The sequence below is a fragment of the Streptomyces sp. NPDC004838 genome, assembly GCF_053600955.1.
Map to the genome: position 1 here is coordinate 486093 of NZ_JBSGAW010000002.1, position 19074 is coordinate 505166.

At 70.7% G+C, this 19074-nt stretch carries 17 protein-coding genes; 12 read left to right on the forward strand and 5 right to left on the reverse strand.

Going from position 1 to position 19074, the window contains the following annotated elements:
* Positions 1–129: 129 nt before the first annotated feature.
* Positions 130–1926: an AMP-dependent synthetase/ligase gene (locus ACWEFL_RS04475; RefSeq protein WP_451707244.1), complete on the reverse strand. Its 1797-nt coding sequence runs from the start codon at positions 1924–1926 to the stop codon at positions 130–132.
* A gap of 303 nt (positions 1927–2229) precedes the next feature.
* Here ACWEFL_RS04475 and ACWEFL_RS04480 point away from each other — a divergent pair, with 303 nt between their 5' ends.
* From ACWEFL_RS04480 to ACWEFL_RS04505, 6 genes are all read left to right on the forward strand, one after another.
* A complete protein-coding gene (locus ACWEFL_RS04480) occupies positions 2230–3051 on the forward strand; it encodes a metallophosphoesterase family protein (RefSeq protein WP_451707246.1) in 822 nt (273 codons plus the stop codon).
* A 169-nt stretch (positions 3052–3220) separates the two neighbouring features.
* Complete coding sequence (locus ACWEFL_RS04485; protein ID WP_451707249.1) at positions 3221–3715, forward strand: SRPBCC family protein; 495 nt, start codon at positions 3221–3223, stop codon at positions 3713–3715.
* Complete coding sequence (locus ACWEFL_RS04490) at positions 3715–5100, forward strand: ArsA family ATPase (RefSeq protein WP_451707252.1); 1386 nt, start codon at positions 3715–3717, stop codon at positions 5098–5100. The genes ACWEFL_RS04485 and ACWEFL_RS04490 overlap by 1 nt, the downstream gene beginning before the upstream one ends.
* A gap of 76 nt (positions 5101–5176) precedes the next feature.
* Positions 5177–5629 (forward strand): DUF5304 domain-containing protein, encoded by a 453-nt coding sequence (locus ACWEFL_RS04495; RefSeq protein ID WP_451707255.1) that lies wholly within the window; start codon positions 5177–5179, stop codon positions 5627–5629.
* A 227-nt stretch (positions 5630–5856) separates the two neighbouring features.
* Positions 5857–6798, forward strand: a complete 942-nt coding sequence (locus tag ACWEFL_RS04500) for an ROK family glucokinase (protein WP_451707258.1) — start codon at positions 5857–5859, stop codon at positions 6796–6798.
* Between the two features lie 454 nt (positions 6799–7252).
* Positions 7253–8002, forward strand: a complete 750-nt coding sequence (locus ACWEFL_RS04505; protein WP_451707261.1) for an endonuclease/exonuclease/phosphatase family protein — start codon at positions 7253–7255, stop codon at positions 8000–8002.
* A 106-nt stretch (positions 8003–8108) separates the two neighbouring features.
* Here the strand turns inward: ACWEFL_RS04505 and ACWEFL_RS04510 are convergent, their stop codons facing one another.
* Positions 8109–8687: a hypothetical protein gene (locus ACWEFL_RS04510; protein WP_451707264.1), complete on the reverse strand. Its 579-nt coding sequence runs from the start codon at positions 8685–8687 to the stop codon at positions 8109–8111.
* Entirely contained in the window at positions 8680–9459 is a 780-nt protein-coding gene (locus ACWEFL_RS04515) for an alpha/beta hydrolase (RefSeq protein ID WP_451707267.1), read from the reverse strand. The genes ACWEFL_RS04510 and ACWEFL_RS04515 overlap by 8 nt, the downstream gene beginning before the upstream one ends.
* Positions 9460–9748: 289 nt before the next feature.
* Here ACWEFL_RS04515 and ACWEFL_RS04520 point away from each other — a divergent pair, with 289 nt between their 5' ends.
* The 5 genes from ACWEFL_RS04520 to ACWEFL_RS04540 all read left to right on the forward strand — a co-directional run bounded on the left by ACWEFL_RS04520 (position 9749) and on the right by ACWEFL_RS04540 (position 15140).
* Complete coding sequence (locus ACWEFL_RS04520) at positions 9749–10564, forward strand: lysophospholipid acyltransferase family protein (RefSeq protein WP_451707270.1); 816 nt, start codon at positions 9749–9751, stop codon at positions 10562–10564.
* Between the two features lie 34 nt (positions 10565–10598).
* Positions 10599–11828 (forward strand): MacS family sensor histidine kinase, encoded by a 1230-nt coding sequence (gene macS, locus ACWEFL_RS04525; protein ID WP_451707273.1) that lies wholly within the window; start codon positions 10599–10601, stop codon positions 11826–11828.
* Entirely contained in the window at positions 11825–12541 is a 717-nt protein-coding gene (locus ACWEFL_RS04530) for a response regulator (protein WP_451707276.1), read from the forward strand. The genes macS and ACWEFL_RS04530 overlap by 4 nt, the downstream gene beginning before the upstream one ends.
* Before the next feature lie 306 nt (positions 12542–12847).
* The gene (locus ACWEFL_RS04535) at positions 12848–13876 is read left to right on the forward strand and encodes a 6-phosphofructokinase (RefSeq protein WP_451707278.1); all 1029 of its coding nucleotides are present in this window, start codon (positions 12848–12850) and stop codon (positions 13874–13876) included.
* A 253-nt stretch (positions 13877–14129) separates the two neighbouring features.
* Positions 14130–15140, forward strand: coding sequence for a 2-hydroxyacid dehydrogenase (locus tag ACWEFL_RS04540; RefSeq protein ID WP_451707281.1), 1011 nt, complete (start codon positions 14130–14132; stop codon positions 15138–15140).
* A gap of 94 nt (positions 15141–15234) precedes the next feature.
* Here the strand turns inward: ACWEFL_RS04540 and ACWEFL_RS04545 are convergent, their stop codons facing one another.
* Both ACWEFL_RS04545 and ACWEFL_RS04550 read right to left on the reverse strand, forming a co-directional pair.
* Positions 15235–17157 carry an anthranilate synthase family protein gene (locus ACWEFL_RS04545; RefSeq protein WP_451707284.1) on the reverse strand — a complete coding sequence of 641 codons (1923 nt, stop codon included), beginning with the start codon at positions 17155–17157 and terminating at the stop codon, positions 15235–15237.
* Positions 17158–17282: 125 nt separating this feature from the next.
* On the reverse strand, positions 17283–17339 hold the full coding sequence (locus tag ACWEFL_RS04550; RefSeq protein WP_093609986.1) for a trp operon leader peptide: 57 nt from the start codon (positions 17337–17339) through the stop codon (positions 17283–17285).
* Positions 17340–17532: 193 nt separating this feature from the next.
* On the opposite strand from ACWEFL_RS04550, the gene ACWEFL_RS04555 reads away from it, so the two are divergent.
* Positions 17533–18885: a class II 3-deoxy-7-phosphoheptulonate synthase gene (locus ACWEFL_RS04555; protein WP_451707286.1), complete on the forward strand. Its 1353-nt coding sequence runs from the start codon at positions 17533–17535 to the stop codon at positions 18883–18885.
* Positions 18886–19074: the final 189 nt, after the last annotated feature.

Here is a 19074-nt window from a genome sequence, read left to right on the forward strand (position 1 = left end):
GCGGCCCTCCAGACCACGACCGCCCTCGGACTCACCTGTATCGACCTCTCCCCGGCCGCCGCCGCGTCAGGTCGGTCACGCGCCAGGTCCCGCGCCAGGGCGCGCGAGTCGGATCAGGTGCGCGTCGGATCAGGTGCGGTAGATCCCCTCGATCTCATCGGCGAAGTCCTTCGCCACCACATTGCGCTTGAGCTTCAGCGACGGCGTGATGTGACCGGCCTCCTCGGTGAACTGGGAACCGAGGACACGGAACTTCCGTACCGACTCCGCCTTGGAGACGGCCGCGTTGCCGTCGTCGATCGCCCGCTGGATCTCGGCCAGCAACTCCGCGTCGTCGCGCAGCGAAGCCGCCGTCGAACCGGCCGGCTTGCCGTGGTCCGAGGCCCAGCGGTCGAGGAACTCCGGGTCGAGGGTGACCAGCGCGCCCACGAAGGGCCGCCCGTCGCCCACCACCATGCACTCCGCGACCAGCGCATGCGCGCGGATGCGGTCCTCGATCACCGCGGGAGCGACGTTCTTGCCGCCCGCGGTGACCAGGATCTCCTTCTTACGGCCCGTGATCGCGAGATAGCCGTCCTCGTCGAGGGTGCCGATGTCGCCCGTGTGGAACCAGCCGTCCGTCAGCGCCTCCGCCGTCGCGGCCTCGTTCCGCCAGTAGCCGTCGAAGAGATGCTCGCCGTGCAGCAGCACCTCGCCGTCGTCCGCGATCCGCACCACCGAACCCGGCAGCGGCTGGCCGACCGTGCCGATCTTCTGCCGGTCCCACGGGTTGAACGCGGTCGCCGCGCACGACTCGGTGAGTCCGTACCCCTCCAGCACCGTGAAGCCGATACCGCGGAAGAAGTGACCCAGCCGCTCGCCCAGCGGCGCGCCGCCGGAGATCGCGTACTCGCCGCGTCCGCCCAGCACCGCGCGCAGCTTGGCGTAGACGAGCCGGTCGAACACCTTGTGCTTGATCCTCAGACCCAGCGACGGGCCCTGCGGGGTGCCCAGCGCACGGCTGTAGGCGATCGCGGTCCGCGCGGCGCTGTCGAAGATCCCGCCCTTGCCGTCGGCCCGCGCCTTGGCACGCGCCCCGTTGTAGACCTTCTCGAAGACGCGCGGCACTCCGAGGACGAGCGTCGGCCGGAAGGCGGCCAGTTCGGCGGTGAGTTCCTTGACGTCGGGGAGACAGCCCAACTTGATCGGGGCCATCACGGCGGCCACCTCGACCATGCGCCCGAAGACATGAGCGGTCGGCAGGAAGAGCAGTACGGAACTCTCACCCGTGCGGAACAGCGGCCTCAGCCGCTCCACCACATTGCCGCACTCGGCGAAGAAGCTGCGGTGGGTCAGCACACAGCCCTTGGGGCGGCCGGTGGTGCCCGAGGTGTAGACGATCGTCGCGGGATCGTCGGCCCTGGCGCGCGCGCCGCGTTCCTCCACGGTCGCGTCGGAGACCTCCGCACCCGCGGCGACCAGGGACTCCAGCCCGCCCCCGTCGATCCGCCAGATCTCGCGCAGACCCGGCAGCCCGCCCCGGACGGACTCCACCTCGGCCGCGTGCTCCCCGGTCTCCACGATGATCGCGACCGCGCCCGAGTCGGCGAGGATCCAGGAGACCTGCTCGGCCGAACTGGTCTCGTACACCGGGACGCTCACCGCCCCGGCACTCCAGATCGCGAAGTCCAGCAGCACCCACTCGTACCGGGTACGCGACATCAGGGCCACCCGGTCGCCCGGTTCCACACCCCCGGCGATCAGGCCCTTGGCGGCGGACCGGACCTCGGCGAGGAACTGCGTGGCGGTGACGTCGGCCCAGGCGCCCGCGATCTTGCGGCCCATCACCGCGACTTCGGGGTGCTGCGTGGCGTTGCGGCGGATGAGATCCGTCAGATTGCCGTCGGAGGGGACCTCGTAGAGGGCCGGAAGGCTGAACTCGCGCAAGACTGCTGCTCCTCATCGGGCGCCGGTGCCACGGCTCTGTGTGACGCACCGGTTGCGGTCCAAGATCGGGCAGAGTGCTCATGGGGGGTGAGCACGACCGGACTGCCCGGACGTTACCCACCAGTACTCGGTTCGGGGTAGGGGGTTCCCGCCAGATGTTCCCTGCGTCACACGCGCCGTCATATGCGCACGGCAGTGCCTTACGGACGATAGTCCCACGTTAGACCACCCGCACGGCCGCCCGGAAGCACGACCGGGCCGTCCCTCTGTCCAGCGGTGCGAACGCGTCCTAGGGTGATCGTCATGGGCGGCACGGGAGGCACGGGAGTGAAGACGCGGATGGGCTCGCGGCCGGGCACACGGGTGAACGTGGTCAGCGATGTGCACGGCAACGCCAAGGACCTCGCCCTGGCCGGCGACGGCGCGGACGCGTTGATCTGCCTCGGAGACCTCGTCCTCTTCCTCGACTACGCCGACCACTCGCGCGGAATCTTCCCCGATCTCTTCGGCGTCGAGAACGCCGATCTGATCGTGGCGCTGCGCACGGCCCGCCGCTTCGACGAAGCCCGCGAACTGGGCCGCAGGCTCTGGGCCGAACTGGACGTGGACCGCGACAGCTCCATCGAGTCCGCCGTACGCCGCCAGTACGCCGAGTTGTTCGCGGCCTTCCCCACACCGACGTACGCCACCTACGGCAATGTCGACATCCCGACGCTCTGGCCCGAGTACGCCCGGCCGGGCGTCACCGTCCTGGACGGCGAGCGTGCCGAGATCGGCGGCCTCGTCTTCGGCTTCGTCGGCGGCGGGCTCCGCACCGAGATGCACACCCCCTACGAGATCTCCGACGAGGACTACGCGGCGAAGGTCGAGGCGCTCGGCGACGTCGACGTGCTCTGCTCGCACATCCCGCCCGAGGTGCCCGAGCTGACCTACGACACGGTCGCCCGCCGTTTCGAGCGCGGCAGCCCCGCGCTGCTGGACGCCATCCGCCGCACCAGACCCCGGTACTCCCTCTTCGGCCATGTACACCAGCCGCTCGTCTCCCGGATGCGGGTGGGCGCGACCGAGTGCGTCAACGTCGGGCACTTCGCGTCGACCGGCCGCCCCTTCACCCTGGAGTGGTGACGGGCCCGTCCGGAATGTCGGCGGAATGCCGACGGAATGCCGGCGGACCCGGACCTGTGACCGCCGGGACCGGGGGGCGCATACTGCGGATCGCCGGGCCTTCCGCTCGCGATAACCTGCACACCACACAGTCACCCCCGGTCGGTACCGCACCCGAGGAGCCGCAGCGATGGCGGAACACACCAGCTCTAGCATCACCATCGAGGCGGCGCCGGCCGAAGTCATGGGAGTGATCTCCGACTTCGACCGCTACCCCGAGTGGACCGGCGAGGTGAAGCAGGCGGAGGTCGTCTCCCGCGACGGCACGGGCCGCGCCGAGCAGGTCCGCCTCGTCCTCGACGCCGGAGCGATCAAGGACGACCACACCCTGGCGTACAGCTGGAACGGCGAGAACCAGGTCAGCTGGACGCTGGTGAAGTCCCAGATGCTGCGCGCCATCGACGGTTCCTACACCCTCAGGCCCGTCGGCGGCGGCGACCGTACCGAGGTCACTTACCAGCTCACCGTGGACGTCAAGATCCCCATGCTCGGGATGATCAAGCGCAAGGCCGAGAAGGTCATCATCGACCGCGCCCTCGACGGTCTGAAGAAGCGCGTCGAGAGCAGGGACCCCGGGAGCGGAGACACTGGGAGCGGAAACGCCGCGAGCGGGCAGAAAGCCTGATGCGCAGGGTCCTCGTCACCGGCCTCGGCGGCGCGGGCCGCACCACGATCGCCGCGGCGACCGCGCTCGCCGCGGCCGGACGCGGGAACCGGCGCATCCTCTTCCTGTCCACGGCCCCCGGCGAGATCTTCGGCACCGCTCCCTCCGGCACCGCTCCCTCCGGCGCGGCCCGGCCGGACGCGGCCCCCTCCGGCACACCGTCGCGGATCACGGACGGCCTGTGGGCCGCCCGCATCGACCCGGCCGCCGACTTCCGGGCCGAGTTCCTCTCCCTCCAGGAGCGCGCGGCGACCGCGCTCGACCTCCTCGGCGCGGCACGGCTCGCGGACGAGGAACTGACCGAACTCCCCGGCAGCGAGCAGTTCGCCCTGCTCAGGGCCCTGACGACCCTCGCCCCCGGAGAGTGGGACACGGTCATCGTGGACATGCCCCCGCTACGCGAGACGATCGCCCTCCTTGCCCTGCCCGAGCAGCTCCGCCGCTATCTACGCCGGCTGCTGCCCCCCGAACGGCAGGCCGCCCGCGCACTGCGCCCGGTCCTCGCCCAGCTCGCCGGGGTCCCCATGCCCGCGCAGTGGCTGTACGAGACGGCCGCGCGCTGGGACGAGGAACTCACCGCCGTCCAGACCGTCGTCCGGTCCCCGGACACCACCCTGCGCCTGGTCGCCGAGCCGGGACCGGCCGCCGCCGACGCCCTGCGCACCGCCCACAGCGGACTCGCCCTGCACGAACTGCGCGTCGACACCCTCGTCGCCAACCGGATCCTGCCCCGCCACTCCGCCGACACCTGGCTCGCCGGCCTCGCGGCGCAGCAGGAGAAGTGCCTGCACGAGTGGTACGAGGAGTGGACGCCCGGAGTGTCCCTCGTCGAAACCGCCCACGCCGGGCGCGACCCACGCGGCCTCGACGACCTCGTCCGGCTCGCCGCGACCGCCACCGGCCGGGAGACCGACACCGGCGACACGGCCGGGCACGACGGACTCACCGACGGTCCCCTCACTGACGGACTCACCGACGGTCCCCTCACTGACGGACTCACCGACGGCCCCCTCGCCGCCGGACTCGACCGCGCCGACGAGGACCGTCCGGCCGTGGCCACCCGCTCCGGGGACACCTCCGCCGAGGACGCCTTTTCCCAGGTCGAGGACCGGCGGGAGGACGACGGCATCCTCGTCTGGAAGATCTCGCTGCCCGGAGCCGTCAAGGAGGACGTCGGCCTGGTGCGCCGCGGCGATGAACTGCTGCTCACCGTCGGCCCGTTCCGCAGGATCGTTCCCCTGCCATCCGTGCTCCGCCGCTGCACCGTCTCCGGCGCGGCCCTGACGGACGGAGAACTCGCCGTCCGTTTCACCCCCGACCCCGGCCTGTGGCCACGCGGACACTGAACGGCCCGCGCCCGTTCGGGTACCGTCGAGCGTACGAGAGCCACTGCCGACCAATGCCCTTGTGCAGGAGTACGCCATGAGCGATGCCACCGAGCGTCCCGCCGTCGACGCCGACGCCTGGGCCGACGCGTGCGCCGAGGACCTCGCGGAGGAGAAGGCCCGCCGCCGGGCTCAGTACGGGACACCGCCCGGCTCCGCCGCCGAGGAACTCCGCAAGCTGTTCGGCGCGGTCGCCGAGAAGGTCACCGAGTTCCAGAGCTCGCTGCCGGGGATGGCCGCGCAGACCGCCGTACAGCAGCTCATGAACCAGGCCAAATCCGTGGTCGAGCCGGTCATCGAGCGCAACCCCCAGGTCTTCGACCACCTCGCCGCGGCGGGCGGCGAACTGCTCGCCGCCTACCGCTCCGCCGTCGAGCGCCACGAGCGAGACTGGACCCAGGGCCCCGCCGAACCGTCCGCCCCCTCCGGGAAATCCGGTGATCCACGCGACGAAGAACCTGGTCCGGGCGAGCAGATCGATCTCGACTGATCATTCTCGACCGATCGATCGGAGAGCCTCCCTCCGGTACGGTTGGCCTTAGTAGTGCTACATCGGATCCCCGTGACCTGCGGTGATCCGACGGGCCAGTGGATCGGTCGGCGGGTCGCCCGAGTCGGCGACCGCGGGAGTCAAGGCTTCCGCGGGATCCGGGCCCTGTCCGGGGCCGGAGACCGGCACAGCGCTACGAGCGGAGCTCGACCGGAACTGAGGGGCACATGGGACTCACCATCGGCGTCGACATCGGCGGTACGAAGATCGCGGCGGGCGTGGTCGACGAGGAGGGCGGCATCCTCGAAACGCACACCGTGCCCACCCCGTCGACCCCCGAAGGCATCATCGACGCGATCTGCGCGGCCGTCGCCGGAGCGGGCCGCGGACACGACATCGAGGCCGTCGGCATCGGGGCCGCCGGTTACGTGGACGACAAGCGCGCCACCGTCCTCTTCGCGCCCAACATCGACTGGCGCCACGAGCCCCTCAAGGACAAGGTCGAACAACGAGCCGGCCTGCCGGTCGTCGTCGAGAACGACGCCAACGCGGCGGCCTGGGGCGAGTACCGCTTCGGCGCGGGCCAGGGCCACCACGACGTCATCTGCATCACCCTCGGCACCGGCCTCGGCGGCGGCATCATCATCGGCAACAAGCTGCGCCGGGGACGGTTCGGCGTCGCCGCGGAGTTCGGCCATATCCGCGTCGTCCCGGACGGTCTGCTCTGCGGCTGCGGCAGCCAGGGCTGCTGGGAGCAGTACGCCTCCGGCCGCGCCCTCGTCCGCTACGCCCGCCAGCGCGCCAACGCCACCCCCGAGAACGCGAAGATCCTCCTCGGCCTCGGCGACGGCACCCTCGACGGCATCCAGGGCAAGCACATCAGCGCGGCGGCCCGCCAGGGCGACCCGGTCGCGGTCGACTCCTTCCGTGAACTCGCCCGCTGGGCCGGCGCGGGCCTCGCCGACCTGGCCTCGCTCTTCGACCCCTCCGCCTTCATCATCGGCGGCGGTGTCTCCGACGAGGGCGAACTCGTCCTCGACCCCATCCGCAAGTCCTTCCGCCGCTGGCTCATCGGCGGCCAGTGGCGTCCCCACGCCCAGGTCCTCGCCGCCCAACTCGGCAACAGAGCGGGCCTGGTGGGCGCGGCGGACCTCGCCCGTCAGGGCTAGCGTCTTCCGTTCGGATCAGGCCGAGTCCGCGTGCCCTCGGCGCCGCGTGTTGCCGGGGGCAGGGAGGTGCCCTCGCGCTCTGCCCGAGGGCATGGGCCCCATCTGATGAGTTCCCTCCTCCCCCCCCGCGATCTACGGGCAGCAGGCACCGGGGCCGCTCTGATCAGGCCCGAGCCATCACGGGGCGATATGCGCGGGGCCGCTCGCCGGCCTGCCCCGGCGCGTATCCGCACCGGGGCGCATCACCCCGGACTCCGCCTTTCCGACCATCACGCGTCCGCGGGACCTGATCCGTTCCCGTGTCCCGTGAATCCCGGCCTCGTCGGCGTTCGAGGCACGGGGTCCGGGCCGAGCGCCCCCACAGGAATCCCCGGCCTACGTGTGGGGGCCACCCATCGGCGGACTCCACCGCCGCCCCGCGCCGAGCGCTCCGCCGAAACCGTAAAGTGCACGCATGCTGACCCCGCTCCCCAGCTCCCGTACCGAAAGCGACGGCTCCGCCGTCATTCGCGTACTCAGCTACAACATCCGTTCCCTCCGGGACGACGAAGACGCCCTCGCCCGCGTCATCCGCGCCTGCGAGGCCGACCTCGTCTTCATCCAGGAAGCGCCCCGCTTCTTCCGCTGGCGCAAACACGCCGCCCGCCTCGCCTCCAAGGCGGATCTCGTCACCCTGACGGGCGGGGCGACCGCCGCCGGCCCGCTTCTGCTCTGTTCCCTGCGCGCCACGGTCGAGCGCACGCAGGACGTGCTGCTGCCCCGCACGCCCGGACTGCCCCGCCGCGGTTTCGCCACGGCGGTCGTACGGTTCGGGCGCGCGCGGATCGGCGTACTCAGCTGCCATCTGAGCCTGCGGGCGGATGAGCGATACACCCAGGCCGGAATGCTCCTCGACCGTCTCGCCGCCATGGACGTACCGCATACCGTCGCGGCGGGCGACCTCAACGACCGGCCCACCGGGCGGAGTTTCCAGCGGATCGCCTCCCGCCTCCAGGACTGCCGGGAGACCGCGCCCTGGGGCGGTGAGCACACCTTCCCGCCGGTCGACCCGGACCAGCGGATCGACGCGGTCTTCGCGAGCGCGGGCGTCGAAGTCCTGGGCTGTGGCGTGCCGTCGGGGCTCCCCGGCGTCACGCGGGCCGATCTGAGCGCGGCCACCGACCATCTTCCGGTCCTGGCCGCGCTCAGGGTTCCGGCACCGTAGAGCAGCCGGCGAACGCCTGGTCAGGCAGCAGGCGAACGCGGCGCGGAAGCGTGGCCCGCGCCGCTCGCTCGCCCGGCGAGCGGCCCGCTGCCGCCGGCGTGGACGCTCAGACCACAGCGCCCCGGCCCGGGTCGTCGTTCTCCTCGTCGTCGCCGTGCGCCATCCGGGCCACCAGCGTCGCGAAACCGCCGAGGAAGCCGCCCACGCAGAGCGTGGTCAGCCACCAGGACATGTCCCACCCCACGAGCACCGCGACCAGCATCAGCACCGGCCCGCCGACCACCGCGAGCCAGGCGAACTTGGCCGTCACATCGGCCTCCGGCAGCGGCGGTGGCTCCGGCGGGATGAAGTGCCCCTCGTCGCTCTCGTCGAGGTCCTCTTCCTTGGGTTCGGCGATCGAATAGTCGCGCGGGCCCGCTCCGCCGACACCCGGCGCGAAGACGACCGAGCTGCCGAGCGCGGGCTTGTCCGCGTCGGAATCCGGGTCGGATCCGGAGCCCGGTCCGCGCTCACCCGGACTCTGGTTCAGATCGCCTTCGAGCAGGGCGAGATCCTCCACCGACTTGAACGGCTTGGCGCCCGGCGGATCCACCGGCTCGTCGCCGTACGCCGCGACGATGGCGGCCCAGGCGGCTTCCTCGTCGATGGGCTGCGGCTCAGGGTCCGCGTCGTGCTGCTCAGCCACCAGTCGTGGTCCCTTTCTTCTCCGCACTCGGAGTGAGCCGACCGATCAACGCGTGACTCTCTTCGAAGATCCGCTCCGCGTCATGGTCCAACGTCGCGACGTGGTAGCTCTGTTCCAGCAGGATCTCGGTGATGTCCGTGGAGGATACCCGGCTGAGGATACGAGCGGAGTCGACCGGCTTCACCACATGGTCCTGCGGGCTGTGCAGCAGCACCATCGGCTGGGTGACCTGCGGCAGCTCGCCGTCGACGATCCGCAGGAAATTCCGCAGCGAGTGAGCCGCGTGCAGCGGGACCCGGTCGTACCCCAACTCCACCGCGTCCTCCTTCGCGATGTCACTGGCCACACCGGGCGTCGACCGCACGAAGTGGCGGACGACCGGGAGCACGAGCGCGGCGGGCCCGTGCAGCTTGTTCACCGGGTTGACCACGACGATGCCGCTGATCGCGTCGCCGTGCTTCGCTGCCAGCCGGAGGGTGAGCGCGCCTCCCATGGAGAGCCCGAAGACGAAGACCTGACGGCACCGCCCGATCAGCTCACGCGCCTCGCGGTCCACCTCCGCGTACCAGTCCTGCCAGCCCGTGAGCCGCATGTCCTCCCAACGGGTCCCGTGCCCGGGGAGCAACGGCAGGGACACGGTCAGCCCGCGCTCCGCCAGATACTCCGCCCACGGGCGCAGCGACTGCGGTGAACCGGTGAATCCGTGGCAGAGGAGCACGCCGACTTCTCCGCCCTCGTGGCGGTAGGGCTCGGCTCCGGGAAGGACCGGCACCGGGGGTCTCCTTACGTCGATGGCTGGGGGCGGGGCCCGCGGCGGAGCCGCTGACGGACAGCCCCGTCGAGCGGCGGGGCACAGCTAGGGAGCTAGGAAGGCAGTACCTCACGGTACGCGACGGGACTGACACCGACCAGGTCCGCAGGTCCTCCGCATGCCCCTGACAGCGCAGCCCTGTGGACGCCGTACTCCGGGCCCACCTGCCGGGTCCGGCACCGGCCGGGTAAGGGGACCCGGGGCCCACCTCGGGTTAAGGTCTGTCCCACAGCGACAGGAGGCATTCGAGTTGATCTACGGCGCAATGAAGTTCTCCCTCGGAAGCGGCTTGAAGCTCGCTTTCAGGCCCTGGGTGGAGGGGCTGGAGAACATTCCCGCCGATGGGCCGGCGATCCTCGCGAGCAACCATCTCTCCTTCTCCGACTCGTTCTTCCTCCCGGCGGTGCTCGACCGCAAGGTCACGTTCATCGCCAAGGCGGAGTACTTCACCTCTCCGGGGGTCAAGGGCAAGCTGACCGCCGCCTTCTTCAAGGGCGTGGGACAGCTCCCGGTCGACCGCTCGGGCGCGCGGGGCGCGGGCGAGGCGGCGATCAGGGCCGGAATCCAGGTGCTGGAGGACGGGGGGCTGTTCGGCATCTACCCGGAGGGCACCCGCTCTCCCGACGGCCGGCTCTACCGGGGGAAGCCCGGCGGCCTCGCGCGCGTGGCACTCGCGACCGGGGCTCCGGTGATCCCCGTGGCCATGATCGACACCGAGAAGATCCAGCCGCCCGGCAAAGTCGTCCCCAAGCTGATGCGGCCGGGCATCCGGATCGGCAAGCCCCTCGATTTCAGCCGCTACCGGGGCATGGAGGGGGACCGCTTCATCCTGCGCTCGGTGACCGACGAGGTCATGTACGAGATCATGAGGCTCTCCGGCCAGGAGTACGTCGACATCTACGCGACGGCGGCGAAACGACAGCTCGCGGACCAGAAGAAGGCGGAGCAGAGGAAGCCGCCCGCCAAGGAAAGCGGCACCGGGGAAGACGGGGGCGGCACGAAGAGCACGGACGGCACGAAGAGCACGAACGGCACGGAAGTCGACCGAGGCGGCACGCGCGCGTAGGGCGCGCGGTTCGTTCCGGGGGGGGTGGGGGGGCATGGTCAAGCGCGAGCGAGTCGTGCGGATGTCGGTGGAGCTGCCGCTGTGGCGCGCGCTCGTCGGCTACCGCGTCCTGACCATGATCTACGCGGTCGCCATCTTCGCCTTCGGCCCCGCCGAGTACGAGCGCCCCTGGGTGGGGATCGCGTTTCTCGCCGTGATGTCCGTATGGACGCTCGCCACCCTGCCCAGGGTGATGAACGCCGGCCGCTGCACCAGAACGTTTCTCGCCGCCGATCTGACCATCGCGCTCGCCGGCATCCTGCTCACCCCGCTCGCCGACGCACAAGCACGGGAGATCGACGGCCCCACTCTGCCGTCGATATGGACGGCGGGCGCCGTCCTCGCGTTCGCGCTCAAAGGCGGCTGGCGCTGGGCCGGCTTCGCGTCCTCTCTGGTCGCCGTCGCCAACATCGTCGAGCGCGGCCGGCCCAGCGGCGACACCCTGCACAACGTACTGCTCGTCTGGGTCGCCTCCATCGCCATCGGCTACGTCGTCGAGGTCGCCCGCGCCTCCGAGCGCACCCTCGCCCGCGCTCTGGAGATCGAGGCGGCGACCCGCGAACGGGAGCGGCTGGCCCGTGACATCCACGACAGCGTGCTGCAGGTGCTGGCGATGGTGCAGCGGCGCGGCACGGCTCTCGGCGGTGAGGCCGCCGAGCTGGGACGGATGGCGGGGGAGCAGGAGATCGCCCTGCGCACCCTGGTCTCCAGCGGTCTGGTGCCCACCACGCGTACCTCGGAGGACGCCTCGATGGGCGCCGTGGTCCGTACCGTCGAGGACGACGACGAACCGTCCGCCGGGTCCCGGCAGTGCGATCTGCGGTCGCTCCTCGCCCACCACACCGGCCCGAAGGTGACCCTCTCCGAGCCCGGCGCCCCCGTGATGCTCCCGGCCGCCGCCGCGAACGAACTCGCCGCCGCTGTCAGTGCCGCACTGGACAATGTGGAACAGCACGCGGGGGAGGACGCCCACGCCTGGATCCTGGTCGAGGACTGGACGGACGAGGTCGTCGTCACGGTCCGGGACGACGGCCCGGGAATCCCGGCGGGCCGGCTGAACCAGGCGGAGGGGGAGGGGCGGCTCGGCGTCGCCCTCTCGATCCGCGGCCGGCTGCGGGATCTGGGCGGCACCGCCGAGCTGATCTCCGTTCCGGGCCAGGGCACAGAAGTCGAATTGAAGGTTCCGCGGGCTCCCATGGCTCCACGGGGGAAGGACACGGCATGACAGAGCAGGACCGGGATCAGGGCGCGGACCAGGGCCGCGATGAGCGGCCGACCAGAGTGATGGTCGTCGACGACCACCCCATGTGGCGCGACGCGGTCGCCCGCGATCTGACCGCGGCCGGTTTCGACGTGGTGGCGACGGCGGGAGACGGCGGGCAGGCGGTCCGCCGTGCCAAGGCCGCCACGCCCGACGTGCTCGTTCTCGATCTGAATCTCCCGGAGAAGCCGGGCGTCCAGGTCTGCAAGGAACTGGTCGGCGCGCTGCCCGGACTGCGGGTTCTGGTCCTCTCCGCGAGCGGTGAGCACGCGGATGTGCTGGAAGCGGTGAAGTCCGGCGCGACCGGATATCTGCTGAAGTCGGCGAGCACGGAGGAACTGACCGACGCCGTACGGCGGACCGCGGCCGGCGATCCCGTCTTCACGCCCGGCCTCGCCGGGCTCGTCCTCGGGGAGTACCGCAGGCTCGCCACCGACCCCGCGCCCGCCGCGGGTCCCGACGCCCCGGGAACACCCCGGCTGACCGAGCGCGAGACCGAGGTACTGAGGCTGGTCGCCAAGGGACTGTCGTACAAGCAGATCGCCGAGCGGCTCGTCATCTCCCACCGCACCGTCCAGAACCATGTGCAGAACACCCTCGGCAAGCTCCAGCTGCACAATCGCGTGGAACTGGTCCGCTACGCGATAGAGCGCGGCCTCGACGACATCGAGAGCTGAGCCGTCCCTTCCGGCAGTCGGCCCCGATCCGTCCGGCTAGGCCGCGCGCCGTGAGCCGTGCGCCCCGGCTCACCGCATGCGTGGGCGCCCCGGTTCACCACAGTCGTACGCCCCAGGGCCACCGGATGCCTTCCCGTGATACCCCACCGCTCGTACGAGTGAAAACCGCAGGCCGGACCGAGCCCGGACCAGCCCGTCCGCAACGTGTTCCGCAGGGGGGATTGACCTTCGCCGCCATCTCGTAGTGACCTGAATCACCATTAGCGTGACGGTCCTAGGGCTCATCAGGCGAAGGGAAGTCTTTCCATGCGCGTAGGAGTACTGACCGGGGGCGGCGACTGCCCCGGCCTCAACGCGGTCATCCGCGGTGTTGTCCGCAAGGGTGTACAGGAGTACGCGTACGAGTTCGTCGGCTACCGCGACGGCTGGCGCGGTCCTCTCGAAGGCGACACGATCCCGCTCGACATCCCGGCCGTACGGGGAATCCTGCCCCGCGGCGGCACCATCCTCGGCTCCTCGCGCACCAATCCACTCAACGCGGAGAACGGCATCCGCCGCATCAAGGAGAATCTGGCCAAGGCGGAGGTCGACGCGCTGATCGCGATCGGCGGTGAGGACACCCTGGGCGTCGCCGGCCGCCTCCATGACGAGTACGGCGTCCCATGCGTCGGCGTCCCCAAGACGATCGACAACGATCTGTCCGCCACCGACTACACCTTCGGCTTCGACACGGCCGTCGGCATCGCCACCGAGGCGATCGACCGGCTGCACACCACCGCCGAGTCCCATATGCGGGTCCTCGTCGTGGAGGTGATGGGACGGCACGCGGGTTGGATCGCCCTGCACTCCGGTCTGGCCGGCGGCGCCAATGTCATCCTCATCCCCGAACAGCGCTTCGACGTCGGCCAGGTCTGCGCCTGGGTGACCTCGCGTTTCAAGGCCACCTACGCCCCCATCGTCGTCGTCGCCGAGGGGGCCATGCCCAAGAACGGCGACGCGGTGCTGAAGGACGGCACACTCGACTCCTTCGGGCATGTGCGGCTCTCCGGCGTCGGCGAATGGCTGGCCAAGGAGATCGAGAGGCGGACCGGCAAGGAGGCCCGTACCACCGTGCTCGGCCATGTACAGCGCGGTGGCACCCCGAGCGCCTTCGACCGCTGGCTCGCCACGCGCTTCGGTCTGCACGCCATCGACGCGGTGCGCGACGGCGACTTCGGCAAGATGGTCTCGCTGAAGGGCACGGACATCGTGCGCGTGCCGATCTCCGACGCGACGGCCAGGCTCAAGACCGTCGACCCCGCCCTGTACGAAGAGGTCGGCGTCTTCTTCGGCTGACCCCCCGCCACCGACCGGCGGCGCCGCCGGCCCCTCCGCGCGGCGGTCTTCACCCCTGACTGCCCCCGTAACCGGCCTCCGCCACCGTGGCGAGGCGTCCGACAGGCACCGCCGAGTTGTGGGCCGTAACGTACGGACTGTCACGGCCCACAACCCGGATACCGGGAACCGAACTCCGGGAGATCCGACTCCGGAAGGCCGGACCCCGGAATACTGGATCGACGGGAAACGGGAACCGGAAACGGGAGACATCGTGGAGATCCTCGCCTTCGGCGTGCAGACCGACGAGAAGCCACTGATCGAGAAGGCATTCCGACAAGCCCACGGCTATGACGGCATTCGCTGTCTGGACGTCTTCCTCACCGAGGACACCGCTCCGATCGCGTCGGGCTACGAGGTCATCTCCACCAGCGTCAACGCCGACCTCGGCGCGCGCGTCCTCCAGACCCTGGCCGTCGGCGGCACACAGATGATCGCCCAGCGCTCCACCGGCTTCAACAACATCGATCTGGAGGTCGCCGAGAGGCTCGGCTTCACGATCGCCAGGGTCTCGTACTACTCGCCGTACTCCGTCGCGGAGTTCGCCTGGACCCTGGCGATGGCCGTCAACCGCCGTGTCGTCCGGGCCGCCGGCCGCACCCGTGAGTTCGACTTCCGGCTCGACGGACTGATGGGCCGGGATTTCCGCGGCCGTACGGTCGGAGTCGTGGGCACCGGGAAGATCGGCGAGGCGTTCACCCGGATCGCGCACGGCTTCGGCATGAGACTCCTCGGCTGGGATCTCGTCCGCAACCCCGCCTGCGTCGAACTGGGCATGACCTACGTCGACAAGGACGAACTCCTCGCCTCCTCCGACCTCGTCAGCCTCCATGTGCCGCTGCTGCCCGATACCCACCACCTCATCGACGGGCAGGCGCTGCGGACGATGAAGGACGACGCGATCCTGGTGAACTCCAGCCGCGGCGGGCTGGTCGACACGGACGCACTCGTCGGGGAGCTGCGCGGCGGCCGGTTCACCGGTGTGGGACTCGATGTGTACGAGGCCGAGGCAGGGCTCTTCTTCCTCGACAAGTCGCTCGAGCCGATCGAGGACGACACCCTCGCCCGGCTGGTCACCTTCCCGAATGTGCTGGTCACCTCGCACCAGGCGTACTACACCACGGACGCGGTCGGTCAGATCATCGAGGCGACCGTACGGAACGTGGAGGACTACGCGGCCGGCCGCCGGTCCGAGAACGTGCTCGTACCGGCGGCCGCGGGCTGACGTCCCGTCCGCTGCCCCGGAGCCTTCGGCCCCTGCCCCGGAGCCTTCGGCCCCTGCCCCGGAGCCTTCGGCCCCTGCCCCGGAGCCCCGGCCCTCAGCCGCCCTGTCCCTGGAGCACCGAGCCCGTCAGCAGACCGGCGACGACGGCCGGGCCGTCGAGCGTCAGCACCGACTCCGGATGGAACTGCACCGAGGCGAAGCGCGGCGCGCGCAGGGCGTGGACCTCGTCGAGCGACGGGTCGCGCGCCACCTCCACACCGCGGGCCGCCAGCCGCTGTGCGGTGTCACCGTCGCAGCGCGCCGTGAAACTGTTGTAGAAGCCGACCGTCTCCTCCCGCCCGAAGAAGTCGATCCGCTCCTGCGCCCCCTGGCACGGCGTGGCCTTCCGTACGATCTCCAGCCCCAGCTCGGCGGCGATCAGCTCATGCCCGAGGCAGACGCCCAGCAGACCGTGGCGGTGGCCGCGCAGCAGTTCGGCGGTGAGTCCGCGCAGCAGGCGCATCTTCGGGTCGGCGGTGTCGGACGGATCGCCGGGGCCGGGGCCCAGTACCACCGGGCCCTGGTGCGCCAGCACCGTCTCCCGCAGTCCGGGCTCGGTCGGATCGTCGTATCGGCGCACGGTCACCTCCAGACCCGTGGAGCGCAGCAGATGCGCCAGCATCGCCGTGAAGGTGTCCTCGCCGTCCACCACCAGCGCATGCCCCGACAGTCCGGCGCCGCGTTCCTGCATCCGCAGCCAGAAGGGAGCGAGCGACGCCCGGCGGGCGTCGAGAGCGGCGCGCACGCGGGGGTCGTCGGCGAGCCGGGGCCGCTCGCCGTGCTCGCGCGGCCGACCGGGACGCACCCCCAGCGCGGCCAGCACACCGGCGGCCTTGGCATGGGTCTCGGCGACCTCGCTCTCGGGATCGGAGTGCCGCACCAGCGTCGCCCCGACCGGTACCCGCAGTCCGCCGTCGGCGTCGATGTCGGCGGTACGGATCAGAATGGGGGAGTCCAGCGTCTGCGTACCGCCGGCGTCCTTCCCGATCAGCGCGAGCGCGCCCGCGTAGTAGCCGCGGCCCCCGGCTTCATGGCGTTCGATGACCCGGCACGCGTTCTGCACCGGCGACCCGGTGACCGTGGCCGCGAACATGGTCTCCTTGAGCACCTCCCGGACGTCGAGCGACGAGCGGCCGCGCAACTCGTACTCGGTGTGCGCGAGATGGGCCATCTCCTTGAGCCGGGGCCCCACGACGACCCCGCCCCTGTCGCCGACGGTGCACATCATCTTCAGTTCTTCGTCGACGACCATCGACAGCTCGTCGCGCTCCTTGGCGTCGTCCAGGAAGCGGAGCAGGGACTCCGTGTCGGGGCCCTCGGGCGGATAGCGGAAGGTGCCGCTGATCGGATTCATTACGACCGTCCCTCCGCTCATCCGCACATGGACCTCGGGACTCGCGCCGACCAGGGTCCGGTCCCCGGTGTGGACGACGAACGTCCAGTACGCTCCCCGCTCGCCTTCCAGCAGCCGGCGGAACAGCGCCAGCGCGTCGGTCCGGCCGAACCCCGGGATCCGGCCGGTGTAGGTGCGCCGGATGACGAAGTTCGCGCCCTCGCCCCGGCCGATCTCGTCCTCGACGACCCGCCGGACGACGTCCGCGTACCGACCGTCCGGGACGTCGAACGCCCCGTCCTCGACCGTCACCCGGTGGGAGGGGAGCTTCGCGAGCGCTTCGGCCAGCGGAAGCTCGTACGACTCGTCCACGATCAGCACGCTCAGCGGGGTGCCGTCGTCGCGGACGTCGAAGCCGCGCTCCCTGATCTGGCGGAAGGGCACCAGGGCGAGGGAGGGGCGGCCGGTGAGGACGGGCAGTTCGGCGAGGGTCCCGGTCTCGTGGATCGAGCCGGTCAGAATCTCGACCATGTCGTGGTCACGGCCCGGTGTCCGCCTGCGGAGCAGGGCGAAGGGGCGGTCGCCGTGGACGATCCTGGCGATGGGGCAGTCGTCGCGGTCGTCGAGGGGGTGGGTGCCGGGCATCCGGTGGGTTCCTTCCAGACGGGGAGCGCGGGAGGAACGGCCGGCCGGAGTCCGGATGAGCCCGGAAACACTGAAGGCCGCCCCTCGGGCGGCCTTGGCGGATCTCGTCGATCGAGTACGCGCAGTCAGTGGGCCGCCGGATGAGCGGTCCACCACCAGTTCTGGTTCGAGTGCGCGAGCATGCGGCGAACTGTAGCGCACCACCGTCTCGGGGAGAAACGGAGCGAACGGCAGGAGCGGCGGTGGCCGCGCCCGGGGCCGGACCCGGTGCCGGGCGGGGCGCGGCCGTGGCGGCGAGATGCCGGAGCCGGACATCACGTCTCACCCACTGGGCGCTCGAATATGTGCCCGGCGCGACCCCGTACTGTTGGCGTTGTGACCGTGAACGCTAAGACCGCCCCCGCCGGTGGCAACACCTGGCGAGACCTGCCCGCGGCGCAGCAGCCCGAGTACCCGGATGCCCAGGCTCTGCGCGATGTCGTCGCCGAGCTCGAAAGCTATCCCCCGCTCGTCTTCGCCGGTGAGTGCGACCAGCTGCGCGCCCGGATGGCGGCCGTCGCCAAGGGGGAGGCGTTCCTGCTCCAGGGCGGCGACTGCGCCGAGTCCTTCGACGCCGTCGGCGCCGATGACATCCGCGCCAAGCTGAAGACCCTGCTCCAGATGGGCGCGGTGCTCACCTACGCGGCCTCCGTACCCGTGGTGAAGGTCGGCCGTATCGCCGGCCAGTACTCCAAGCCGCGCTCCAAGCCGACCGAGACCCGCGACGGCGTGACGCTCCCCACCTACCGGGGCGACTCCGTCAACGGCTTCGACTTCACCGAGGCGGCCCGCGTCCCGGACCCCGAGCGCCTCAAGCGGATGTACCACGCCTCCGCCGCGACGCTCAACCTGGTGCGCGCCTTCACCACCGGCGGATACGCCGATCTGCGCCAGGTGCACGCCTGGAACCAGGACTTCGTGAAGTCGTCGCCGTCCGGTCAGCGCTATGAGCAGCTCGCCCGCGAGATCGACAACGCGCTGAGCTTCATGAAAGCGTGCGGCACCGACCCCGCCGAGTTCCGTACGGTCGAGTTCTTCGCCTCCCACGAGGCGCTGCTGCTCGACTACGAGTCGGCGCTGACCCGCACCGACTCCCGTACCGGGCATCTGTACGACGTCTCGGGCCATATGGTCTGGATCGGCGAGCGCACCAGGCAGCTGGACGGGGCGCACATCGAGTTCGCGTCGAGGATCCACAACCCGATCGGCATCAAGCTCGGTCCGACGACGTCCGTCGACGAGGCCCTGACGTACGTCGACCGGCTGGACCCGAACCGCGAGCCCGGCCGGCTGACGTTCATCGTCCGGATGGGCGCCGACAAGGTCCGCGACAAGCTCCCCAAGCTGGTCGAGAAGGTCACCGCGTCCGGTGCCACCGTGGCCTGGGTGACCGACCCGATGCACGGCAACACCTTCGAGGCGGCCTCCGGCCACAAGACCCGCCGCTTCGACGACGTCCTCGACGAGGTGAAGGGCTTCTTCGAGGTCCACAAGGCCCTCGGCACGCATCCGGGCGGCATCCATGTGGAGCTGACCGGTGACGATGTCACGGAGTGCGTGGGCGGCGGCGACGAGATCTTCGTCGACGATCTGCACCAGCGTTACGAGACCGCCTGCGATCCCCGTCTGAACCGCAGCCAGTCCCTGGACCTGGCCTTCCTGGTGGCCGAGATGTACCGCGACCAGTGAGCCGGCCGGACCGGTGGTCGGATCAAGTGATCTGATCCGACCGGTGGTCACCAGTGGTCACCAGTGGTTTCAGGGAAAGCGGCGTGGGGCGCGGATCGACCCAGACCATGGTGCCGCCGAGACCCTTGTTCACCACGTAGTCGGCCTTCGCGCCGACCGATACCTCGTCCTCGGTGGAGAGGAAGACCT